Origin of the sequence: Halarcobacter sp. (assembly GCF_963676935.1) — a bacterium.
Lineage (GTDB): Bacteria > Campylobacterota > Campylobacteria > Campylobacterales > Arcobacteraceae > Halarcobacter.
On the sequence record NZ_OY781470.1, the window covers coordinates 332,907 to 355,097 of the forward strand.

Consider the following 22,191-nt stretch of genomic DNA (forward strand, 5'->3'; position numbering starts at 1 on the left):
TTTCCTTTAATAAAATTATCGCCAAATTATATCACAAAAAGATTTAATTAATCTTTTTTAAACGTATAATCCACCATTTACTTTTAAGATTTCACCAGTAATATATGATGAATGATCACTCAATAAAAAAGCTACAGCATCGGCTATCTCTTTTGGTTGACCAAATCTACTTAAAGGAATATTTTTTTCATATTCTGCTTTAACTTCATCTTTTAATTCATCAGTCATATCTGTTTGAATAAAACCAGGAGTTACTGCATTATATCTAATACCTCTTGCAGCTGCCTCTTTTGCAAATGATTTAGTCATTGCATTTAAACCACCTTTACTAGCTGAATAGTTTGTTTGACCAGGGTTTCCCATCTCTCCAACAATTGAAGAGATATTTACTATAGAACCAAATCTTTTTTTACCCATATTTTTTAGAGCAGCTTTACAACCTATAAATGCTGATGTTAAGTTTGCAGAAATTACATCATTGAAATCCTCTACAGACATTCTTAAAGCTAATTTATCTCTTGTGATACCTGCATTATTTACTAAGTATGAGATTTCACCATCTGCATCAATGATTGTTTTTATTGCATTATTAAATTCATCTTCCTTAGTCACATCGGCTTTTATAATTGCAGCTTTCCCACCTTTAGCTTCAATCTCAGCTTTAATAGCTTCAGCAGCCTCTGCACCACTTCTATAATTAATCCAAACTTTTAGTCCAAAATCAGCAAGAGTTTTTGCAATCTCTGCACCAATTCCTCTACTTGCACCTGTTACTAATACATTAGATCCAGTAAATTTCATTTAAATCCTTTTGATAATTATAATCTTTTAAAGAGACATTATAGCTACAATTAGCTAAACACCTCTTTTATTGTCCCAAACCCTTATATGAAGCCTGTCACAGTATTTAAAACCTTTTTGAATAGCCATATTGATTACTGACTCACTATTTTCATTTATTTGTGCAGCAGTGTCTCCCCTAGGCATAAGATAAACTTCCGATTTAGGGATTTGATTTAATATAGAGTCAATCTCTTTTGTATCTTCTTTTATAAATTTTTTGTCAATAACAAATTTTAAATACGAATCCCTTGTATTTTCTAATATTTTTGTTAATGTATTGTTATTTATTCTTTTTTTTAGTGGTTCCAAAGAGTTAGATAGTTTCACACTCATAGAAAAAAGAATCTTTTTTTGATACTCTTTTGTGAACTCAATATCCAAAGAAGCATTAGTTTCAATTGTAATTTTATAATTGTTTTCAATGTAATATTTTAATAGGTTTTGAAATTCTATGTTATTCCAATAAAGAAGAGGTTCTCCACCTGTAATAACAATATCAACATTGTAATTAGGCTTTAGTTCTTCTACTTTTTTTATAATATCTTGTGTTGACATTTTGTGCCATTGTTCTTTAAAAGCAGTATCAACTGCATAATATGAATCACAAGAACATTTTTTTATACCACTTGGAGTTTCATATTCAACATTAAACCCAACACATTTCATATTACATTTACCAAAACGTATAAATATTGAAGGTGTCCCTACTAGTTTTCCTTCACCTTGAATAGTAGGTCCAAATATTTCATTTATCTCAAGCATATACGTGGCTTTTGCTTTTTGGTGTTTCAGCAAACTCTACACTAGCAACTTTTATACCAATTTTTTCCATTTTATTTGAGGCTATTTGTAAAAACCATGCTGAAAGATTTTCACTTGTTGGTACAAAATCAACTAATACATAACCCTCATACATCTCTTTTATATGTATTGGCTCATCTTTAATTTTTGTTAAATCAACCAACTTATAACCCTCTTCAAACTCTAATAACTCATCTTTTTTATAGTGTGGAAGTAAAGTTTCAAATAGTGGATCATTGATATCAATAATAAATTTATGGTCTAAAACGTCATCTAAAAATTGTTTAAACCAATTTAGATGTTTGAAATCTGTTACCATACCATTTTTTAATTCACTAGCTTCAAGGAATATTTTAATTTTACCTTGATGTCCGTGTAGATGTCGACACTTTAAACATGGGTCAAGGGAATAGTCTGGATTTAACTCTTGCGACCAAACTCTATGACCATAACAAAAGTCAAATGATTTAGATATTTTCCAAGTCAAAATTATGCCTTATATGGTATAGGATCAGTTGTATTTGCTTCTTTAAAGCCATTAAGTCTTAATCTACAAGAATCACAAACTCCACAAGCTTCTTCCTCTTCTTTATAGCATGACCAAGTGTGTTCTAAAGGAACATTTAACTTTATAGCTTCTTTTACAATATCACTTTTCATCAGTTTTACTAAAGGTGTTTTTATCTCTAGTTTTGTTGATTCTTTTGTACCTTCATTTATTGCATTTGTCATTTTTGATATAAATGAATCTGTACAATCTGGATACCCTGAACTATCCTCTTCAACAACACCTATAAAAAGAGCTTGGGCTTCCTCTTTTTCTGCAATTGCACTAGCAATTGATAAGAAAATACCATTTCTAAAAGGCACATATGTTATAGGAACACCTGGCTTTACACCTTCTGTTGGTACATCTATAGTTTTGTCAGTTAATGCACTAGCTCCAATTTGAGAAAAAAATGGAATATCAATCTCATATTTTTCTTTTATTTCTAAATCTTCACAGATATTTCTAAAAGCTTGAAGCTCTCTTTTTTCTGTTCTTTGTCCGTAGTTAAAATGAACTGCAATAATATCATAACCTTCATTTTTGGCTATATATGATGCTAAAGTTGAGTCCATTCCACCACTTAATATACAAACTGCTTTTTTATTGTTCATTTGTTAAAAAATCCTTATTATATTTTTCAAAAAACTTCCATGAAATTGGAAGAACTTTTACTGGTGAATCTTTTTTTAATAAAGAAACGTTTTCATCTAATACAATAATTGAATTACATTTTGAAAGGGTAGAAACCATACCTGGACTTCTTTTTTGTTCACTTATAAAATATTCACCATCAAAAAAGCCTGGAATTATAGTGATTCTTCCTTTTTTATTTCTTAATTCTTCACCTATTTTTGCAAAAATAAAATTATGATAAGTTCTATTTGAACCTAATAGCTTTTGAATAATTAGTTTTCCAAAAAGTTCAAAAATAAGTGCACTAGCCAAAGGATTACCTGGTAGGTTTAATATATAAGTATTTTTGATTTTTCCTAAAACTGTAGGTTTTCCTGGTTTAATTTTTATTCCATCAAAAATATTTTCACAGTTTAATTCTTTAAAAGCATCTTTTGTAAAATCTGCATCTCCAACTGATACACCACCTGAGGTTATAATCAAATCAGCATCAGTAGAGTTTTCAATTAATTCTTTTATTGAATCAATTGAGTCATGAGCTTGTCCAATAAAGTCAACTTGACAGCCTAATTCTAAACATCTACTTATTAAAGTTGGAGTATTTGAGTTGAATATTTGATAATCTTCAACTTTTTCATAATGGAGTTTTAACTCTTCACCACTAGCAAAAACTATAATTTTTGGTTTTTTAAAAACTTTTATATGGCTTATACCTTGGCTAGCTAATAGAGTGATTTTTGAAAAATCAATTTCATCATATTTATGGATTAAAATTTCATCTTGATTTATATCTTCACCTATAAATCTGATATGTTGATTCTTTTTAATGTTAGTTGGGATTTTAACTTGGGTTTCATTAATTATTTTGCAATCTTCTTTGGGAATTACAGCTGTACAATTTTTTGGTGTAGGTGCACCTGTCATTATTTTTACAGTGGTACCTTTTTCTAAAAGTGATTTATTATCATCACCTGCAAAGATTGTATCTTTTATCTCTAGTATTTCTCCCCCATCTTCATATAAAACAGCATATCCATCCATTGCTGAATTATTAAACTTTGGTAAACATACTTTGGCTTTAATAGTTTGAGCTAATATTCTTCCAATAGAGTTTTCAATAGGTAGTATTTCAAAATTTGTTTTTATTTCTAAATTATTTATTATATTTATTACTTCGTCCATATTTATGGCCATAATAATCCTTTTACTAACACCTTATGACATTTGAGGTATAATACCAAAATTTTTTAAAAGTGAGATTAACATGGAATTGATGGGCAGTGCTGTAGTAACACACGTTTATGCTATATATGTTTTTTTATTAATTATGTTTTTTAATTTATATTCTGTTTTAAGTATAAATAAACATATTAAATTAGCAAAAAGATTAAAGTTTATGACTCCTATTTATCATCTTTCAAATGCTATTGTTATGTATACAGGAGCTATTATTGCAGCTTATGCAAATACTTTTTCAGTAACAATAGCTCTTATGATACCTACTTCAATATTTTTGATGGTAATTGAGATTAAAAGATATAAAAAGATGAGAGTTATTAAATCTACTGATACAAAGCTTCAAGAAGAATTTAGAACTTATGCTAAAAAGATTTATACTATTGAGATTGCAGTTTTAATTTTAGTATATATAATAAGTAAGGTATTTTAATGCAGTTTTCTTTTCATGAAAAAGCAGGGGAACAAAATATTGAAATAATAGATGATTTATATAAATATTTAATAAAAGCTAGAAGACATAAAGTAGATGAAACTATACCTTTTAGAAATCTATTAGACAATATTATCTATTTTTACAAAATTATTTCTATTGATAGAAAAAAGGCTTTTTTAACTTTAGAATCTAGTGAAGAAAAAATCGTCGAGAATAGTAATAAACTTCATCTTGCTTGGTGTGTTGTTGACCCTAAAACTATTGAAAAATCTATAGCTTCTTTAAACGAATTAGGTCTTGATAAAATCACTTTTATATATTGTGAATATTCTCAAAAGAATTTTAAAATCAATTTTGATAAATTAAACAAAATATTAATAAATTCATCTTCTCAATGTGGAAGAAGTTCAATTATAAAATTAGAGGAAAAATCTTCATTAGATGAATTTTTAAATGAGAATCCAGAATCTTATATTTTAGATTTTTCAAAAAAATCAATTGATGAAGTGAGTGGAAATATAGAGACAATAATACTTGGTTGTGAAGGTGGTTTTTCAAATTTTGAAAGAGATAAGTTTAATAGAGAAAAAGTAATTGGTTTTAAATCTAATTTGATTTTAAAAAGTGAAACAGCTGCAATCTCAGCAGTTTCAAAAATATTGATATAAAAGTAGAGTTAATCTCTACTTTTAATTTAGTTACCAACTTCTAACAATAGAGTGGCATCTAGCACATGCATTTAATACATCTGAGTATGCATTTGCAGCATTAATATATGCTTTTTCTTCTAAGTTAAGTTCTAAAACACTTACATCAAGTTCAATTCTTTTTGCAGCATTTTCAGCAACATTAACCATATGTTTTTTATTTTCTGGTAAATATACAGTGATAATGTTTTTGTTAGAGAATAGTTTATTACCTTCTTTTACTAACTTAGCACCACTTTTAATTAATTCAACATTGTTATTTAAAAATCCTTTTTGGATTTGAGTCATTCCCTCTTCCATAATTGACATAGATTTTTGCATAACATCATCTTGAGCAGATGCAACTGAAATCGTTAAAGCTGCAGCAGTTAAAATATTTATAAATTTCATTTTTTCCCCTAGATATTTTTTAAGAGAAGAAGTTCTTAATGAACTTCTCTCCATTTACTTGCTTTCCATAACCATGCAAAGATTGCAAAAATTACTAAGTAAATTAAGAATTTTGGTCCTAATTCTTCTCTTTCTTGTTTCTTAGAATCTCCAACTTTTTCCATATAAGATACAACTTGTTTTTCAGCATCATGAGTTAAACCAACTCTAGGCATAGCTGTACCCTCTAAATGTTTTTGTGGATCATTTACAAATTCATGAATATATTCTGCACCTCTAGATCTAATGTATTGAGATAAATCTGGTGGAATTTTCCCCATATATGCTTTGATATTTTCAACTGGAGTTTTTGCACTCATTGTACCATTTTTCATATCTCCATATTTAATACCATGACATCTTTGACAAGCATCTTTGAATACTTCTTTGTCTGTCATCTCTTTTGGAGCAATAGATTGTAAGTAAGCTACCATATCAGCAATCTCTTGAGGTTGCATCCAACCATAACCTGGCATTGGATGAACTTTCCCATCAACAAATTTATGCGAAGTTTTAGAAGCTTTTGCTGGATCTTTAATAAATGCAGCTAGATAATCAGGATTATAAAGTTTACCTGATGTTCCTAAATCAGGTGGAACTACGCCATAAGCTGCAGCTGAACTAGCATCATCCATAATTTGAGGAAACCCTTGTGCTTCAATTGAGTGACAAGCTGTACAGTTTGTTTGTACTAATATAGCACCATTTTCAGCATTCCCTGTTAAGGCTTTTACATCAGTAATATCTGCTTGTACATCTTCAAATGTATAATCAGGTGCCTCAACATGTGGGTGCATTTGTGAGTGTGCAAATGGTTCAACACCCCAGTAAGTAACAAGTGTTAATACAACTACTACAGCTAATATTTTTAATTCTCTCATTACTCACCTCTCTTTTTAACGTCAATTTTTGTAACAATTGGAAGTATCACAAATAATAGGATAAATGCCGTAGCAGCAAAGAATCCAATCCATGCGTTTGTTCCTGTTGGAGGTAATTTACCCCAAATTGTTAATATTATTAAGTCAACCATTAAAATCCAGAACCATACAAAGAAAGCAGGTCTTTTGTGTGCTGGTAAAATTTTTGTATCTCTATCTAACCAAGGTAATACTAGGAAAATTGCATTTGCAAATCCAAATGCAGCAAGACCAATATCAAATGCTTTAATTGGACCAACATCAAAGAAGAATCCTCTTAACACTTCATACGACCATAAGAAATACCATTCTGGATAAATATGTGCAGGAGTAACCATGTTATCAGCTGGATCGAAGTTAACTGGATCCATTGCAAAATTATAATGGAAGAATACTAAATAGAAATAGAAAATTAAGAAGATACCTAATACAGCTAAATCTTTAGAGATAAAAATTGGCCAGAAAGGAATAACTTTTGACTCTTTTTTATTTCCACTTAGATATTTTTCTGCTTCTGCATCATAATCTATATCTTCAGAAGTTTGGTTATTAACATGAGGAATTCTTAATGTATAGAAATGTAATCCTATAAGACCCATAATTACAATTGGTAATAAGAATACGTGTAACATAAAGAATCTTGTTAATGTAGCATCAGCAACGTTAAAGTCACCTCTAATCCACACAACAAGTGCATCACCAATAACTGGAACACCACCAAAAAGGTTAGTAATTACCATAGCAGCCCAGTAAGACATTTGTCCCCATGGTAACATATATCCTGAGAATCCAGCAGCTGAGAATGTCATAAATAATAACATACCAGAAATCCAAATCATCTCTCTACCTTGTTTATAAGAACCATAATAGATACCTGTAAACATGTGAATATAGATAATTAAGAATACAACCGAAGCTGCTACACCATGCATATGTCTAAATAACCATCCAAATGCAACCTCTTGCATAATTGTATAGTTAACAGAATCAAATGCTAAATTTACATCTGGTTTATAATACATCATTAAGAAGATACCAGAAATAATAAGGATACCAAAAGTAGTTGCTAAAAGAACACCCATCGCCCATAAGAAGTTAATATCTTTTGGAATCCAGTATTCTGTCATCATTACTTTATTAAATGTAGTAGTGTTTAATCTTTGGTCTAACCACTCTCCAACAGAGTTAGCTTTAGTAATCTTTGCCATACTCTTCTCCTTATGCCATCATCGCTGTTGCGATTTTTTTGTACTCAGGACCCTCTTCCCCAAGAACAATTTCTGTACCTTTTACACTGAAAGGTGGTAAATCAAGCGGTCTTGGAGGAGGACCAAATACTTGCTCTGCACTAGGGTTAAATTCACCACCGTGACATGCACATTTCCATTTATCTTTTTTCCATGCAGGAATACAACCTAAGTGAGTACATAATCCAATTGCAACAGTAAATCTTTCACCATTAACAACTAGATCTCTTTTGTTATCTTCCATTTCAGGAGTTTTTTTAAGAATAAATATTGGCTTACCTCTCCATGTAACTACAATCGGCTCACCAGCTTTTATTCCACTAAGTTCAACAGTCGTAAAACCTCCAGCTAATACACTTGGAAGTGGATCCCATGCTTGTTTCATACCTACAAGCGAAGCTGCACCACCGACAGCTGCAACAGCTGCAAATGTATAACCTAGAAAATCTCGTCTATTAGTTTCGTTAGACATTTAGCTTCCTTATTTTAAATTTAAATCTGTTAATTATATTGATAATTTTCTTAAAAGATAATGATATTGGTCAAAAAGTGCCAATTTATGAGAGCAAATGTAGATTATCTACACACAATAATTATAAGCTGAGCTTATTAGAGATTTATTAATCTCTAATAAATTTCACAATTTCTTCTTCAATGTTTTCTTTTTCAACAATAACTTTATGTCTTATTTCAGAAGAAAATAACCCCTTAATTGATTCAGGAAGTTTAGCATTATATTCTTTAGAAATAATATCTAAAGCCTCTTTATCTGGGTGTGAAATGCTATTTTCATGCAACGCTTGAAGAACTGTTGGTGAGAATTTTGTCCACTCAGCTGTAGAATAAATAACCACTTTTAAATCTTTTTCTTTTAAATTTTGATAAGCTTTTATACAAGTTGCTGTATGTGGATCCATTAAATATTTTAAATCTAAGAATTCTTTTATAATTTGTGCGCCATATTTATCATCAGAGTTTATCGCAGAAAAATATTTTTGAAGTTTTTCTGTTTCTTCTTCATTCATTTTAAATATTTTATTATTATTTAAATCTTCCATTAATTGTTTTGTTCTAGTAGCACCACAAATAGAAAATATTACTCTTTCAATATTTGATGATTTTAAAATATCCATTGCAGGAGATTTCGTAAGTTTCAATTCTTTATCTCTAATATCATAAATACCTGTATTTATCCATTGTGTTAGAATATCATTTTCATTTGAAGCAACAAGTAGTTTTTCTACTGGTACTCCCATTTGCATGGCATAAAAACCACCTAAAACATTTCCAAAGTTTCCACTTGGAACTACTAAATATATTTTTTCACCATATTTAATCTCTTCTTGTTTTAGAAGTTGTATATATGACCAAAAATGATAAATAATTTGAAATATAATTCTTCCAAAGTTAACTGAGTTTGCAGCACTTAGTTTTATTCCATCATTTTCTAATTCTTTTTTAAAGCTTTCTGATGCAAGTAGATTTTTTAATGCAGTTTGTGCATCATCAAAGTTCCCTTTGATACCAATTACTTTTAGATTTTCTCCATCTTCACAAACCATTTGTAGTCTTTGTACATCTGATGTACCACCATCTGGATAAAGACACACAACTTGAATATTTTCTTTATTTTTAAAAGTATTAAGTGCAGCTGGACCTGTATCCCCAGAAGTTGCAGCAAGAATTAAATATTTTTCATTTTTCTTTTTTGCTATTGAACTTAATATAGAACCAAATGGTTGTAATGCCATATCTTTGAAAGCTCTTGTTGGTCCATGATATTGTTCATGTACAAAAAGATCATCTTTTACTTTTACGACTGGACATGGATTTGTTGGGTCATCAAATTTATCATATAAATCTAAAGCTTTATTTATCTCATCCTCATCAATATCAATCTCAAATGCTTTTAAAATATCATATGCTAACTCTTTATATGAAGAGTTAAGATGATTTAAAATGAAGTTGTCATCTAATTTAGGTAAATCTTTTGGTACATAAAGACCACCAAAAGAAGCACTTGGATTTAAAATTGCTTCACTAAAAGTAACTTCTTGAGCTCTATTATTATCATTTCCTCTAGTTTCAATAAAATTCATTTTTTTCCTTAGTCGTTTAAAAGTTTTTCCATATCAATCCCATTGTTTGGATTGTCTTTTCTTAAAAATTGTGTTCCTACACCATCACTAGTAAATAGTTCTAATAAAATAGAGTGCTCAACTCTTCCATCGATAATATGAGCTTTATTTACACCGTTATAAATTGCATCTATACATGAATCAACTTTTGGGATCATACCTCCAGCTATAGTACCATTATCTTTATACCCTTGGACATCTTTTTTATCCAATGAATTAAGTAGATTTCCCTCTTTATCTAATACACCAACAGTATCAGTTAAAAATAAAACTTTTTGTGCATTTACAGCTTGGGCTATTTTTGAAGCAGCCACATCTGCGTTGATATTATATCCAGGATGATTTGGCTCTGCACTATCTGCTATTGGAGCAATTACTGGAATAAAACCCTCTTTTATAAGATTGTTAATCATTCCACCATTTACTTCAGTGATAACCCCTGTGTAACCAAATTTACCATTTTCTTTTGGAGTTGCTTTTATTATTGCTGAATCTTTTCCAGAAATACCAATGGCTTTTGCACCATGATAATTTAAAAGAGAAGTTATATTTTTATTTATTTCTCCAGAAAGAACCATTTCAACAACTCTCATTGTATCTTCAGAAGTAACTCTATGTCCATCTACAAACTCAGAATGAATCTCTAATTTATCTAAAAGTTCTGAAATTCTTGCTCCACCACCATGAACAATAATAGGTTTAATACCTACAAGTGATAGAAGAACAATATCTTCAGCAAACTTTTCTTTTAATTCGGGGCTTGTTTGTGCCGAACCACCATATTTAATCACAATAGTTTTTCCATAAAACTTTTTTATATGTGGAATAGCGTCTAGTAACGTTTGTACTTTATGTTGTTTTTTTTGCATAGAAAATCCTAGTACTATTTTAGAAAGGGCGATTATATCTAAAATTTACTTAGATTTATTTTGAAGTACAAATATAGATTTTGTAAATCTAACTACTGTATTTCTTCCATTGTTTTTTGCTTTATAGAGGGCTAAATCAGCAAATCTAATTGCTTCTTTTATATCATCAGTATCTTTAGGATACATAGATACACCAATACTTAAAGTTTTTCTAACTGTGGTTATTCCACCAGTTGGAATTTCTGCTTTTGAAAAATTCATTCTGATTTTTTGAGCTACTTCTATAATCGATTTTTCATCACAATTATATAGAAGAATCATAAATTCCTCTCCACCATATCTTATAGCAATATCTGATTCCCTAATATTTTGATTTAAAATTTCAGCAACTATTTTTATCGCATTATCTCCAATCTCATGCCCATAAGTATCATTGATAATTTTAAAGAAATCAATATCTAACATCAAAATACCATATTCAACTTTTAATCTATTTGTTTGAGCAGTTATTTTTGGAATTATATCTTCTAAATATTTTCTGTTAAAAAGTCCTGTTAATGCATCTGTTTGTGCATTTTTTTCTAGTATGTGCATTAATTTTTTACTTACTATTACAGTTTTTGCAACATCTACATAATCTTGAATATATGGAGTTAGATTTTGTACTCTTTTAACCTCTTTTTCACTCTCTGTGAATATTGAGATAATAAGGTCTAACTCATTTGAAATAGAATAAGGAATACAAAAGTAGTTGTATTTTTCACATGAGTGACAGGCTGGGCATATATCTTTAAACTGCGTAGAATCAATCATTGTATTTGTTCTATCTGCTCTACAACCCTCTTCAAAAATATTACAAAAAATATTTTTTTCTTTATGTACTACTGTAATCTCACCATTAACTGTATTTGCTTCAAAAAAGTTAAAATTTTCTATACCAGTTTTATCTTTGATAATTTGGGCTAATCTATCATAAACTTGGTCTATAGTTTCATCATATTCGATTGTTTTTCTAAATTTATAAACATCTGAAAGTCTTTCAACTGTATTTTTTACATTTATTAAATGATCTTTATCTATTTTTCTTTGGTTTTCTGAAAGAAAAATAGATATCTTAGCATCAATAGAATCTAAAGTAATCTCTAGTTTTTCCAAAAATCCATTAATCCAAGTAGATACATCTTCTGATTCTTTACCTTTAACTCCAATAATACGATATGAATAATCACCTTTTTGAGCTTTATTCATAACTTTTCTAATTGAATCAAAAAGACTTAAAAATGGAGATATTATTATATTTAATATGAAAATAATTACTATCATAAGTATTAATGCAATTGTAATGGTATTTGTCATAGTTTTTATACCTACTTGCTTAGATTCATCAATTGACATCTGAATAGTAATTGCACCTAAGGTATCACCTTCTTGAGCATTACTATGACATGAGATACAATTGATTTTACCTGTGCTTGTAGCATTATAAGGGATTGTAATTCTATAATTACTCTCAGAAAAAATATTTTCATCTATAACTCTTTTTGTTTTACCTGTACGTAATACCTCTTCATCAATGTTATCTTTTACATGTTCGTTAAGTAAACCAACACCATAAAGTTCAATAACTTTTTGACCTCTACTTAACCAGATTTTATCAATATTTGGAATGTTTTTTAATTGGCTTAAAAATAATTCTCTATCATCGATAACACCAGAAACCATTTGTGAAGTTAAAGAGTGTTCAACAGTTTTTGCAATGGCATGTGCTTTATCATCAATGGATTTAATACCATATTCTCTAAAGTTATATACCATATCTGCAATTATAAGGATAAACATAAAACTTATAATTGAAATAACTAATAAGATAATTTTGTTTTTTGTTTTCATTGAATATTACTCATAATTTAAAAATAGATTTATTATATCAATAAAAAATTTAATTAAAGTTAATCTTAAGTTAATTTATTGGAAAAATTAATTTTAATAATGTATTATTTCAATATGAAACAGTTTTTAGCATTAAAAGCAAGTGCAGGAAGTGGGAAAACTTTTGCCTTGACAGTAAGATATATTTCCCTACTATTATTAAACGCAAAACCTAAAGAGATACTAACTCTTACCTTTACTAATAAAGCTGCTAATGAGATGAGTGAGAGGATTTATAATACTCTTCTTAATTTAGGTAGTGATAAAGCGTATTTAGAAGAGATTTCAAGAGAGTCTGGGTTATCAAAAGAGAATATCTTAGAAAAAAAAGATAAATTAATAAATAATTATACAAATGCAAGTTTGTCAATTTTTACTATTGATAAATTTATAAATATGATACTAAGAGAATTTTGTGGATATATTGGTATTAGTGATGATTTTGAAATAAAAGAGGATGATATTGAGAGCTTAAGTATTAGGTTTTTGGAATCTTTATCTTTAGAAGATTTTGACAAATTAGTTGACTTTCAAATATATGAGAAGAAAAAATATAATTCACTTTTTGAGATATTTCAAAATCTTTTAGAAAAAAATGAAGAGATAGAAACCGTAAATATTGATGCAAGTTTATTAGGTGTACAGAAAAAAAATGTACTTGGGGAAGCATTAAAAATAAAAGAGTTTATATTAAACTGCCCGCAAGCTTCCAATAGTGCAAAAAATGCTGTTGCTTTTGAAAGCTTTGAAGAGTTAATGTCGAAAGGGAAAACTTGGCTTAGCAAAGATAGTGTATTTGAGTTTTCTTATTTTAAAAAATGTGCAAATGATTTACTTGAAACTTTCTTTTTAAATGTTAAAAAAGAGATGGCAATATATTATAAGATTAGAGCTGGTTATAGTATTAGTAAGCTCTTTGAATTATATAAATTATTTAAAGAGTATAAATTTAAATATAATAAATCAAAAAACTATTTGCACTTTAGTGATATTTCAAATTTAACATATGAATTACTTTCTAAAAGAATAGATAAAGATTTTTTATATTTTAGATTAGACTCAAAGTTTTCACATATCTTAATCGATGAGTTTCAAGATACCTCTTTATTGCAATATAAAATTTTGCAACCTTTAATCGAAGAGATATTGTCTTCAAACGAATTTAAAACTTTCTTTTATGTTGGAGATACAAAGCAGTCTATTTATAGATTTAGAGGTGGGAAAAGAGAGCTTTTTGATTATGTATTAAAATCAAATAAACAAGTTGAAGTTGAGGTTTTAAATACAAATTATCGTTCTTGTGAAAATATAGTGAATTTTGTAAATAGTAGTTTTTCAAAACTTCCATCTTATGAGTATTATGACCAAATGTCATTACATAAAAATGGCTTTGTTGAGGTTTTAGAAGATGAGGCTTTATTGGAAGAGGATAAGTATGTAAATATTGCAAAAAAGATTTCATCTTTAATGCAAAGTGGTGTAAACAGTAATGATATTGCAATATTAACTTATACTAATGATGATGTATTAAATATCTATTCATATTTAAAAAAGATGTTTCCAAGTCTAAAAATATCTACAGAGATGACTTCAAAGTTAATAAATCAAGAAAATGTAAAAGCTTTGATAAATATGGTTAAATATCTTTATTTCCAAGAAGATATTTATAAAGAGAATGTAAATGCAATATTAGGGAAAGAACCCTCTTCAAAGCTTGAAATAAAAGTTGATATAAAAAGATATAGCCTACAAGAGGTATTATATAATATTTCAAATCTCTTAAATATAGTTGATGACAATGTAATAAGACTAATTGAATTAAGTAATCAGTATAAAAATATTATTGATTTTATATATGAAATTGATAAGTTAGATGCTTCAATAGAAAACTCGGAGCAAATTGGATTACAAATACTTACAATTTTTAAGTCAAAAGGTTTAGAGTTTCATACAGTTTTACTACTTGATAGAATTAAACAAAAAAATGCTGATAAAAGTTCTTTACTTTTTGAGTATGACGAGGTAAATCTAAAAAATATCTATTATAAAATATCTGGTTTAGAAAACTATAATGAAGAGTATAAAAAAGCATTAGAGAAAGAAAAAGCACTTAATTTTGAAGATGAATTAAATATCTTATATGTTGCTTTAACTAGAGCAAAAAAGAATCTTATTGTTCATAAAAAAAATCATAAAAGTTCAGTTTTTAATCTTATAGATTTAGTTAAAAGTCAAATTGGTGAGATTCAAATTAGTGATAATAAAACGAAAAATTACGAAAAAAATGAAAAAGTTGTATATAAACCTTTAAATTTAGGTTTACAAGATAAACCAATAAAAAAAGATGACGAAGATAAAGAGTATTCTTTATATTCAAGATATTATGGAATAGCTACACACTATTGCCTTGAGATGATGGATGAGTTTAATACAGCATCATTAAAATACGCATTAAATCTTACAAAAAATAGATATTCTAGCTACTTAGTTGATAAAGATTTTATTAGTATAGAAAAAAGGATAAACTATCTACTTCAACATAAAGAGTTTCAGGATATAGTTAAGGGTGCTTATTTTAATAAAGAACAATCTTTACTTTATAATAAAGAGTTAAAAATAATTGATTTATTAGCTATAAAAGATGATACCTATTATATCTTTGATTATAAGACTACCCAAAATGAATTACCAGAACATGAGATACAAGTAAAAACTTATAAGAAAGCCATAGAAGAGATTTCAGGTGGCAAAAAAGTTTTTACTTTTATTATATATTTAAAAGAGAATGAAGCTATTTTAAAAAAACTTATATAAAATACCTAATAGAAGCGAAACCAAAAGCTTTTGCTTTTTTTATCTCTTCTATTTGAGTGTCTGTAATAATCCCACCCAAAGCTATTATATTTAAATCTTCATATATTTTAACTACTTCTTTTAAGTTACTTATACCTTTTGGTTCACCTTTATTTGGGGTGTTAAAAATAGGGGAATATGTTACTGCATTTACATGAAATCTTAATGCCAAATCAAGTTCTTTGTAGTTGTGACAAGAGATTATTGTGTAAAGATCTAAATTTTTTGCTTCTTTTATTTTATCAAATTGACTTGAATTTAGGTGAACCCCATTTGCACCAAGTTTATAAGCTAATTCAATATTACTATTGATTAAAACTTTTTCTATATTGTTATCTTTACAAACTTTTACAAATATTGAAGCTAACTCTTCTATATTTTCTGATTCTTTATCTCTAAAGCAAGCTATATTAACATCTTTAGATTTTAATATTTTTTCTAAATTTTTTTTGAAAAGTGTTGGATTGTTCGAATAGTATTTTGGATCAGTTATTAAATAACTAATAAAATCTTTATCCATTTGTTAACCCCTAAATTAAATATTTTAGAGATTTTATTATAGTTTTTATTAAAAATAGGGCATAAAAAAAGGGGAAAGAAAAATCTTTCCCCTTTTTGAAAGTCAAAAAAGTTTTAGTGACCTTCTTCTTCCATCATAATAGATCCAGCAATATATACATAAGTAAGAATACTGAAAATAAATGCTTGTAAGAATCCAAATGCAGTTAACATAAAGAAACCTGCCATTGGTAATAACCATGGAACTAACATTAAAAGTACCATAGTAAACATATCATCACCTTTTATCGAACCAAAAAGTCTGAATGATAATGAAATAATTCTTGATAAGTGAGAAATTATTTCAATTGGGAACATTAATGGAGCAAGTATAGGCATAGGACCCATAAAGTGTTTAAAATAATTTACAAAACCATTCTTTTTAATACCTAAATAGTTATAGTAAACAAATACAATTAGAGCTAAACTAAGTGTAAAGTTAATATTAGCAGTTGGAGATTCAAATCCTGGAATAATACCTAACATATTACTAAAGAAAATAACTAATGCTAATGAACCAATTAATGGTAAATATTTTCTTGCATTTTGTTCTCCCATTGTATCAGCACCCATGCTGATAATTCCACCAATAAATGCTTCTAAAAGATTTTGTGAACCAGTTGGTACTAGTTGCATTTTTTTAGTAGCAGCTCTTGAAAGTAAAAAGATAACTCCAATTACTATTGCAAAATGTGATAAGATAAGCCATTCTTGACCGTGCCCACCAATTGCACCTAAGAATGTAAACAGTCTTCCTTCCATTGTCTTCCTTTTATTATTTCTTTCTTTGACTAAAATATCAGATATTATATATTTTATTTTCTAAATATTTTCTAAATGTTAGCTATAAAATTTATATTTGTTTATATCTGTAACCAGTTTGTTTCAATTTTTCCCTTATCTCTTTTTGGTGTTCCTCACCTTTCGTTTCTAAAGAAATAGTTATATGAGCCTCTCCAAAGTCCAGTTTTACCGAATCTCTATCATAATCTATTTGAACTATGTTAGCTCCACAATCTCTAAATATTTCAGATAATTCTGTAAGTGAACCAGGCTTGTCTCTTAAAGTAACAATTAGATTCATTTTTCTATAAGATTTAACTAAACCTTTTTCAATAATTTGCGAAAGCATAGTAACATCAATATTACCACCACTAATCACTGCACAAACTTTTGAATCTTCAATTTCAACTTTTTCATGTAGAATTGCAGCTGTTGAAACAGCTCCAGCTCCTTCAACTACAAGTTTATGTTTTTCTAATAAAAATAAAATGGCATTTGCTATCTCATTATCACTTACTTCAACTATATGGTCTACATAATCTATAATTATTTCTAAAAGTTTTGGGTTTACATCTCTTACAGCTATCCCATCAGCAATTGTTCTAACTGATACAGAGTCTATTGGCATTTGTGATTTGTATGATTCTTTCATGCCTCTTGCACCAGAAGCAACTACTCCAATTATTTTAATATCAGGATTAATAGCTTTTGCTGCAATAGCAACTCCAGAGATTAAACCACCACCACCAATTGGTACAATCAGTTGTTTTAAATCTGGAATCTGTTCTAAAACTTCTAAAGATATTGTTCCTTGTCCTGCTATTACTTCATCATCTGCAAAAGGGTGAATAAATTCACTATTGTGTTCTTCACAAAATTTCATAGAAGCTTCATAGGCTTCATCAAAATTTTCTCCTATTAAAACAACATTTGCACCATAAGATTTAACTCCACTAACTTTAGTAAGTGGAGTTGCTTCTGGCATAAATATAGTTGCTTCACAACCAAAATATTGTGCAGAAAAAGCTACACCTTGTGCATGGTTTCCAGCACTAGCTGCAACTACACCTTTAGCTCTTTTCTCTTCACTTAATTTTGCAATTCTGTTAAAAGCACCTCTTAGTTTAAAACTACCAGTTAATTGTAAATTTTCTTTTTTTAAATAGATTTCACTATTAAAAGTTTTACTTAATATGGGTGCCCTTGTTAATGGTGTATTTTCTACAACATTCTCTAAATTATTTTTTGCTTCTTTTATATCACTTAATGTAATCATTTTTTTACTTTTCATTTTTATTTCCTGAAATGTTATCTAAAAAGAGTTTTTACTTTTATAAATAAAAACTCTTTTTAGATAAGGGGGCATTGCCCCTTACTCTCTTTCCTCTCTTATTTGTTTTACTGCTTTTACCATATTAATCAAACTTGGTTTTACCTCTTCGTATTTTCTTGTTTTAAGTCCACAATCTGGATTAATCCATAATTGTTCTTTTGGTAATACTTCTAAAAGAAGATTTATTTGTTTAACAATCTCTTCTACACTTGGAACCCTTGGACTATGAATATCATAAACACCAGGTCCAACCTCTTGTTTATATCCAACCTCTTTAAATATTTTAAGAAGCTCATTCCCACTTCTTGCTGTCTCTATTGAGATAACATCCGCATCCATTGCTTCAATAGTTTTAATAATATCATTAAATTCGCTGTAGCACATGTGAGTATGGATTTGAGTCTCTTGTTTTGCAGAACTAACAGAGATTTTAAAGTCTCTAACTGCCCAATCTTCATACTCTTTTATTTTGTTTGTTCTTAAAGGGTAACCCTCTTTAAATGCTGCTTCATCCACTTGAATGATTTTTATTCCCGCTTTTTGTAAGTCATCAATCTCATCACTAAGTGCAACTGCTATTTGTTTTGATACTTCACTTCTTGGAAGGTCATCTCTTACAAAAGACCAGTTAAGGATAGTAACAGGCCCTGTTAACATCCCTTTCATGATTTTTGAAGTTTTACTTTGTGCATATGTAATCCAATCAACAGTCATTGGTTTTGGTCTACTAATATCTCCAAATATAAAAGGTGGTTTTACGCATCTACTTCCATAAGATTGAACCCAACCATTTTGAGAAAATCCATAACCTTTTAGTTGTTCCCCAAAATATTCAACCATATCGTTTCTTTCTGGTTCTCCATGAACTAAAACTTCAAGACCACACTCTTCTTGAAATGCAATGCAATTATCAATATAATCTTTCATATCTTTTAAATATGTTTCTTTAGATATTTCACCTTTTTTGAAATCTCTTCTTGATTTTCTAACTTCTGGTGTTTGGGGGAAAGAACCTATTGTAGTTGTAGCTAAATCTTCATAAGCTAATATCTCTCTTTGAAGTTTTATTCTATCTTCATATTTACCATCCCTTGAAAACTTATCAAAATTATTTACTCTATTTTGAACATCTTTATCGTGAATAACTGTAGAGTGTTTTCTATTATGGTTTGCAGTTACATTTTCTTCGTAGATTTTTAATTCATTATTATCTAAAGCTTCTAAACCATGGAAAAATATTTTTGAAATAATATTTATCTCTTGAAGTTTTTCATAAGCAAAACTCAACCACTCTTTTATAGATGAATCTAATTTTTCTTCATATTTTAGTGTTAAAGGTGAATGAAGAAGTGAGCAAGATGAAGAGATAAGTAGATTATCTTTTTTTATATGTTTTGTTATATTTACCAAAATCTCTAAAGTATTTTGAATATTGTTTTTCCAAATATTTCTTCCATCAACAACACCTGCTATAAGTTTTTTACCACTATTTGCAATCTCTTCTAAAGCTTGTGTATTATCTTTTCCATATAAAAAATCAAGTCCAATTCCCCAAATAGGAGTTTTTGTTAAAACTTTTGTAGCTTCATTTGAGTGTTCAAAATATGTTGTAACAACAATTTTTAAATTGTCACTTATATTTCCTAATATATCATATACAGGTTTTATTAGACTTAATACTTTTGGTTCATTGTCTTTTACAAAGATTGGTTCATCAATTTGAACTGTTACACTATCATCTAAAGTTGAGATCTCATTTAATAGTTTTTCATATATAGGAAGAACTTTACTTAGAAGTTCAAAAGTGTCACCTCTATCAACTCTTTTTGAAAGACCTAAGAAAGTAATTGGTCCAATTAGGTTTATTTTTGTTTTTATTTCTAACTCTTTTGCTTCTTTATACTCTTCTAGTATTTTAGAGGCATTTAGTGAATATTCATCCTCAAGTGAAAGTTCAGGAACTATATAATGGTAGTTTGTATTAAACCATTTTGTCATCTCCATTGCTACAGAGTCTTGATTTCCTCTAGCCATAGCAAAATATAACTCTTCATTTTTTAGATTTTTAAATCTTTTGGGAATAGCATTTAACATAAATGCTGTATCTAACATATTGTCATAAAGTGAAAAATCGTTTGAACTAATATTCTCTATTCCTGCATCTTTTTGATAATTCCAGTGTCTTTTTTTTAATTCACTTGCAACTTCTTTTACTTCATCAAATGAGCAATTTTTTGCCCAAAAACTCTCTAATACTTTTTTTAACTCTCTTTGCTCTCCAATTCTTGGAAACCCTATTACATAACTATTTTTTGACATTAATATATCCTTTTAATTTTTTGTTTTTTGTATGATTAAATATTTGATATATTAAGTGGTGGATGTACTCCTGTTCGTCTAAATGCGAAATAGGTAGTATAATATGGACATCTAGGAATAAACTTGAATAAAGAGACAGCTAGTTTAGTTTTTTTTCTAAAGGCACAGTCACAGTGGCAAGGTTTATTAAGATTTGTTAAAATAGATATAGAGTTTAGTAGTTCCGGCGGATCCTCATCCTCCAATTCATCTATATCTTTAGATGTGCTATATCGTAAAGTCTTTTTCGCAATAGTAATTTGGTCTTCAATTTTTGTTTGTACACTATGGGCTAGTATACTTGCAAATGAAAAATATTTTTTTCCAAAACCTTTTGGTGACTTCACAGCAATTCCTTTCATAAAATTTAAGATTGCAATTATATCACGAAAAACTAAACTTAATTTAAAATTAGATAATATTCAAAAAAATAAGTAAGGTTTATTTTGAAATTTACATTTGTGACATTATTTCCAAACTTGATAGAACCGTATTTTTATGATTCTATATTAAAAAGAGCAATTGATGCAAACTTTTTAAGTTATGAATTTTATAATCCAAGGGACTATACAAAAAACAAACACTTAAAAGTTGATTCACCGATGGTTGGTGGAGGAGCAGGGATGCTTATGAATTGTCAACCGCTTTTTGATTGTTTAGATGAAATAAAAAGTAAAAATGAAGATGCTTATATTATCTTTCCATTAGCAGCAGCTAAACCTTTTAAACAAAATGATGCTAAAAGGTTAGCAAAGAAAAAAAACTTAGTTTTTGTTAGTGGAAGATATGAAGGGATTGATGAAAGAGTTATAGAAAAATATGCTAATGAAGTATTTTCTATAGGAGAATTTATCCTTACAGGTGGAGAATTGCCATCTTTAGTTATGGCAGATGCCATTGCTAGAAATGTAGAAGGTGTACTTGGAAATGCTGATTCTTTGACTATGGAAAGTTATGAAAATAATCTTTTAGAGGCGCCATCTTTTTCAAAACCTGAAAATTTTCAAAATTTAAGTGTAATTAAAGAATTCTTAAAGGGAAATCATAGTAAAATTGCCGACCTAAAAAACAATCTGGCTATTTGCAAAACAAAATATTTTAGACCAGGATTGATTACAAGAAAAAAAACAAAATAGAAGCGTGATATCCCGCAACTTGCAAATGCGGGCACTTTCACCAAAGGGAAATACAATGAAAAATAGATATATTGCGAGCTTTGAAGCAGCGCAACTTGCAGAAAAAGAGATTCCACAGTTTAGAGCAGGGGATACTGTTAGACTTGGTGTTGAGATTAAAGAAGGTGAGAAAAAGAGAGTTCAAACTTACGAAGGTGTAGTTATTGCTAGAAGTGGAAATGGTGTAGATGCTACATTTACAGTAAGAAAACTTGGAGCGAACTCTGTTGGTGTAGAGAGAATTTTCCCTCTATATTCTGAATCAATTAAAACTTTCGAAGTTATCAGAAGAGGTAAAGTAAGAAGAGCTAAATTACATTACCTAAGAGGTCTTACTGGTAAAAAAGCTAAAATTAAAGAACTTAGAAAATAATTTAAGCCAAAAAGCTAAGA

The 22,191-nt window shown here is 28.6% G+C and carries 22 protein-coding genes; 5 read left to right on the forward strand and 17 right to left on the reverse strand.

All coding sequences use genetic code 11. The annotated features are described in order from the left end of the window. Window positions 1–57 precede the first annotated feature (57 nt). The 5 genes from fabG to ACKU4C_RS01675 are packed head-to-tail and all read right to left on the reverse strand — an operon-like array spanning window position 58 to window position 4,021. Window positions 58–801 carry a 3-oxoacyl-ACP reductase FabG gene (gene fabG / locus ACKU4C_RS01655; RefSeq protein ID WP_321314092.1) on the reverse strand — a complete coding sequence of 248 codons (744 nt, stop codon included), beginning with the start codon at window positions 799–801 and terminating at the stop codon, window positions 58–60. A gap of 54 nt (window positions 802–855) precedes the next feature. Beyond that, window positions 856–1,605: a 7-carboxy-7-deazaguanine synthase QueE gene (locus ACKU4C_RS01660; RefSeq protein WP_321314093.1), complete on the reverse strand. Its 750-nt coding sequence runs from the start codon at window positions 1,603–1,605 to the stop codon at window positions 856–858. Further along, complete coding sequence (locus ACKU4C_RS01665; RefSeq protein WP_321314095.1) at window positions 1,598–2,131, reverse strand: 6-carboxytetrahydropterin synthase; 534 nt, start codon at window positions 2,129–2,131, stop codon at window positions 1,598–1,600. The genes ACKU4C_RS01660 and ACKU4C_RS01665 overlap by 8 nt, the downstream gene beginning before the upstream one ends. Before the next feature lie 2 nt (window positions 2,132–2,133). After that, the gene (gene queC, locus ACKU4C_RS01670) at window positions 2,134–2,805 is read right to left on the reverse strand and encodes a 7-cyano-7-deazaguanine synthase QueC (RefSeq protein ID WP_321314096.1); all 672 of its coding nucleotides are present in this window, start codon (window positions 2,803–2,805) and stop codon (window positions 2,134–2,136) included. Further along, window positions 2,795–4,021, reverse strand: coding sequence for a molybdopterin molybdotransferase MoeA (locus tag ACKU4C_RS01675; RefSeq protein ID WP_321314097.1), 1,227 nt, complete (start codon window positions 4,019–4,021; stop codon window positions 2,795–2,797). Before ACKU4C_RS01675 ends, queC begins: the two co-directional genes overlap by 11 nt. A 70-nt stretch (window positions 4,022–4,091) precedes the next feature. On the opposite strand from ACKU4C_RS01675, the gene ACKU4C_RS01680 reads away from it, so the two are divergent. Both ACKU4C_RS01680 and ACKU4C_RS01685 read left to right on the forward strand, forming a co-directional pair. Then, a complete protein-coding gene (locus tag ACKU4C_RS01680; RefSeq protein WP_321314099.1) occupies window positions 4,092–4,496 on the forward strand; it encodes a hypothetical protein in 405 nt (134 codons plus the stop codon). Beyond that, window positions 4,496–5,167 (forward strand): 16S rRNA (uracil(1498)-N(3))-methyltransferase, encoded by a 672-nt coding sequence (locus tag ACKU4C_RS01685; protein ID WP_321314100.1) that lies wholly within the window; start codon window positions 4,496–4,498, stop codon window positions 5,165–5,167. The genes ACKU4C_RS01680 and ACKU4C_RS01685 overlap by 1 nt, the downstream gene beginning before the upstream one ends. Before the next feature lie 30 nt (window positions 5,168–5,197). Here the strand turns inward: ACKU4C_RS01685 and ACKU4C_RS01690 are convergent, their stop codons facing one another. The 7 genes from ACKU4C_RS01690 to ACKU4C_RS01720 form a co-directional block, all read right to left on the reverse strand. Beyond that, window positions 5,198–5,596, reverse strand: a complete 399-nt coding sequence (locus tag ACKU4C_RS01690) for a hypothetical protein (protein ID WP_321314102.1) — start codon at window positions 5,594–5,596, stop codon at window positions 5,198–5,200. A gap of 35 nt (window positions 5,597–5,631) precedes the next feature. Further along, complete coding sequence (locus tag ACKU4C_RS01695) at window positions 5,632–6,516, reverse strand: c-type cytochrome (protein ID WP_321314103.1); 885 nt, start codon at window positions 6,514–6,516, stop codon at window positions 5,632–5,634. Next, entirely contained in the window at window positions 6,516–7,763 is a 1,248-nt protein-coding gene (locus ACKU4C_RS01700; RefSeq protein WP_321314105.1) for a cytochrome bc complex cytochrome b subunit, read from the reverse strand. The genes ACKU4C_RS01695 and ACKU4C_RS01700 overlap by 1 nt, the downstream gene beginning before the upstream one ends. 10 nt (window positions 7,764–7,773) lie before the next feature. After that, on the reverse strand, window positions 7,774–8,274 hold the full coding sequence (locus ACKU4C_RS01705) for a ubiquinol-cytochrome c reductase iron-sulfur subunit N-terminal domain-containing protein (protein WP_321314107.1): 501 nt from the start codon (window positions 8,272–8,274) through the stop codon (window positions 7,774–7,776). A 148-nt stretch (window positions 8,275–8,422) separates the two neighbouring features. Next, the gene (gene thrC / locus ACKU4C_RS01710) at window positions 8,423–9,901 is read right to left on the reverse strand and encodes a threonine synthase (RefSeq protein ID WP_321314109.1); all 1,479 of its coding nucleotides are present in this window, start codon (window positions 9,899–9,901) and stop codon (window positions 8,423–8,425) included. A gap of 8 nt (window positions 9,902–9,909) precedes the next feature. Next, complete coding sequence (gene argB / locus ACKU4C_RS01715; RefSeq protein ID WP_321314111.1) at window positions 9,910–10,809, reverse strand: acetylglutamate kinase; 900 nt, start codon at window positions 10,807–10,809, stop codon at window positions 9,910–9,912. A 45-nt stretch (window positions 10,810–10,854) separates the two neighbouring features. Beyond that, window positions 10,855–12,699, reverse strand: coding sequence for a GGDEF domain-containing protein (locus ACKU4C_RS01720; RefSeq protein ID WP_321314112.1), 1,845 nt, complete (start codon window positions 12,697–12,699; stop codon window positions 10,855–10,857). Window positions 12,700–12,813: 114 nt separating this feature from the next. Between ACKU4C_RS01720 and ACKU4C_RS01725 the strand changes: the two genes are divergently transcribed. Next, on the forward strand, window positions 12,814–15,552 hold the full coding sequence (locus ACKU4C_RS01725) for a RecB-like helicase (protein WP_321314113.1): 2,739 nt from the start codon (window positions 12,814–12,816) through the stop codon (window positions 15,550–15,552). On the opposite strand, the gene ACKU4C_RS01730 is transcribed toward ACKU4C_RS01725, so the two are convergent. The 5 genes from ACKU4C_RS01730 to ACKU4C_RS01750 form a co-directional block, all read right to left on the reverse strand. Further along, entirely contained in the window at window positions 15,545–16,111 is a 567-nt protein-coding gene (locus ACKU4C_RS01730) for a thiamine phosphate synthase (RefSeq protein ID WP_321314114.1), read from the reverse strand. The genes ACKU4C_RS01725 and ACKU4C_RS01730 overlap by 8 nt on opposite strands. A 113-nt stretch (window positions 16,112–16,224) precedes the next feature. After that, a complete protein-coding gene (locus ACKU4C_RS01735; RefSeq protein ID WP_321314115.1) occupies window positions 16,225–16,911 on the reverse strand; it encodes a F0F1 ATP synthase subunit A in 687 nt (228 codons plus the stop codon). A 91-nt stretch (window positions 16,912–17,002) separates the two neighbouring features. Continuing rightward, a complete protein-coding gene (gene ilvA, locus ACKU4C_RS01740) occupies window positions 17,003–18,208 on the reverse strand; it encodes a threonine ammonia-lyase (RefSeq protein WP_321315905.1) in 1,206 nt (401 codons plus the stop codon). A 96-nt stretch (window positions 18,209–18,304) separates the two neighbouring features. Then, window positions 18,305–20,584 (reverse strand): 5-methyltetrahydropteroyltriglutamate--homocysteine S-methyltransferase, encoded by a 2,280-nt coding sequence (gene metE, locus ACKU4C_RS01745; protein ID WP_321314117.1) that lies wholly within the window; start codon window positions 20,582–20,584, stop codon window positions 18,305–18,307. A gap of 35 nt (window positions 20,585–20,619) precedes the next feature. After that, entirely contained in the window at window positions 20,620–20,970 is a 351-nt protein-coding gene (locus tag ACKU4C_RS01750; protein ID WP_321314119.1) for a hypothetical protein, read from the reverse strand. A 99-nt stretch (window positions 20,971–21,069) separates the two neighbouring features. Here ACKU4C_RS01750 and trmD point away from each other — a divergent pair, with 99 nt between their 5' ends. Next, a complete protein-coding gene (gene trmD / locus ACKU4C_RS01755) occupies window positions 21,070–21,759 on the forward strand; it encodes a tRNA (guanosine(37)-N1)-methyltransferase TrmD (RefSeq protein ID WP_321314121.1) in 690 nt (229 codons plus the stop codon). Between the two features lie 55 nt (window positions 21,760–21,814). Then, window positions 21,815–22,171 carry a 50S ribosomal protein L19 gene (gene rplS / locus ACKU4C_RS01760; protein ID WP_321314123.1) on the forward strand — a complete coding sequence of 119 codons (357 nt, stop codon included), beginning with the start codon at window positions 21,815–21,817 and terminating at the stop codon, window positions 22,169–22,171. Window positions 22,172–22,191: the final 20 nt, after the last annotated feature.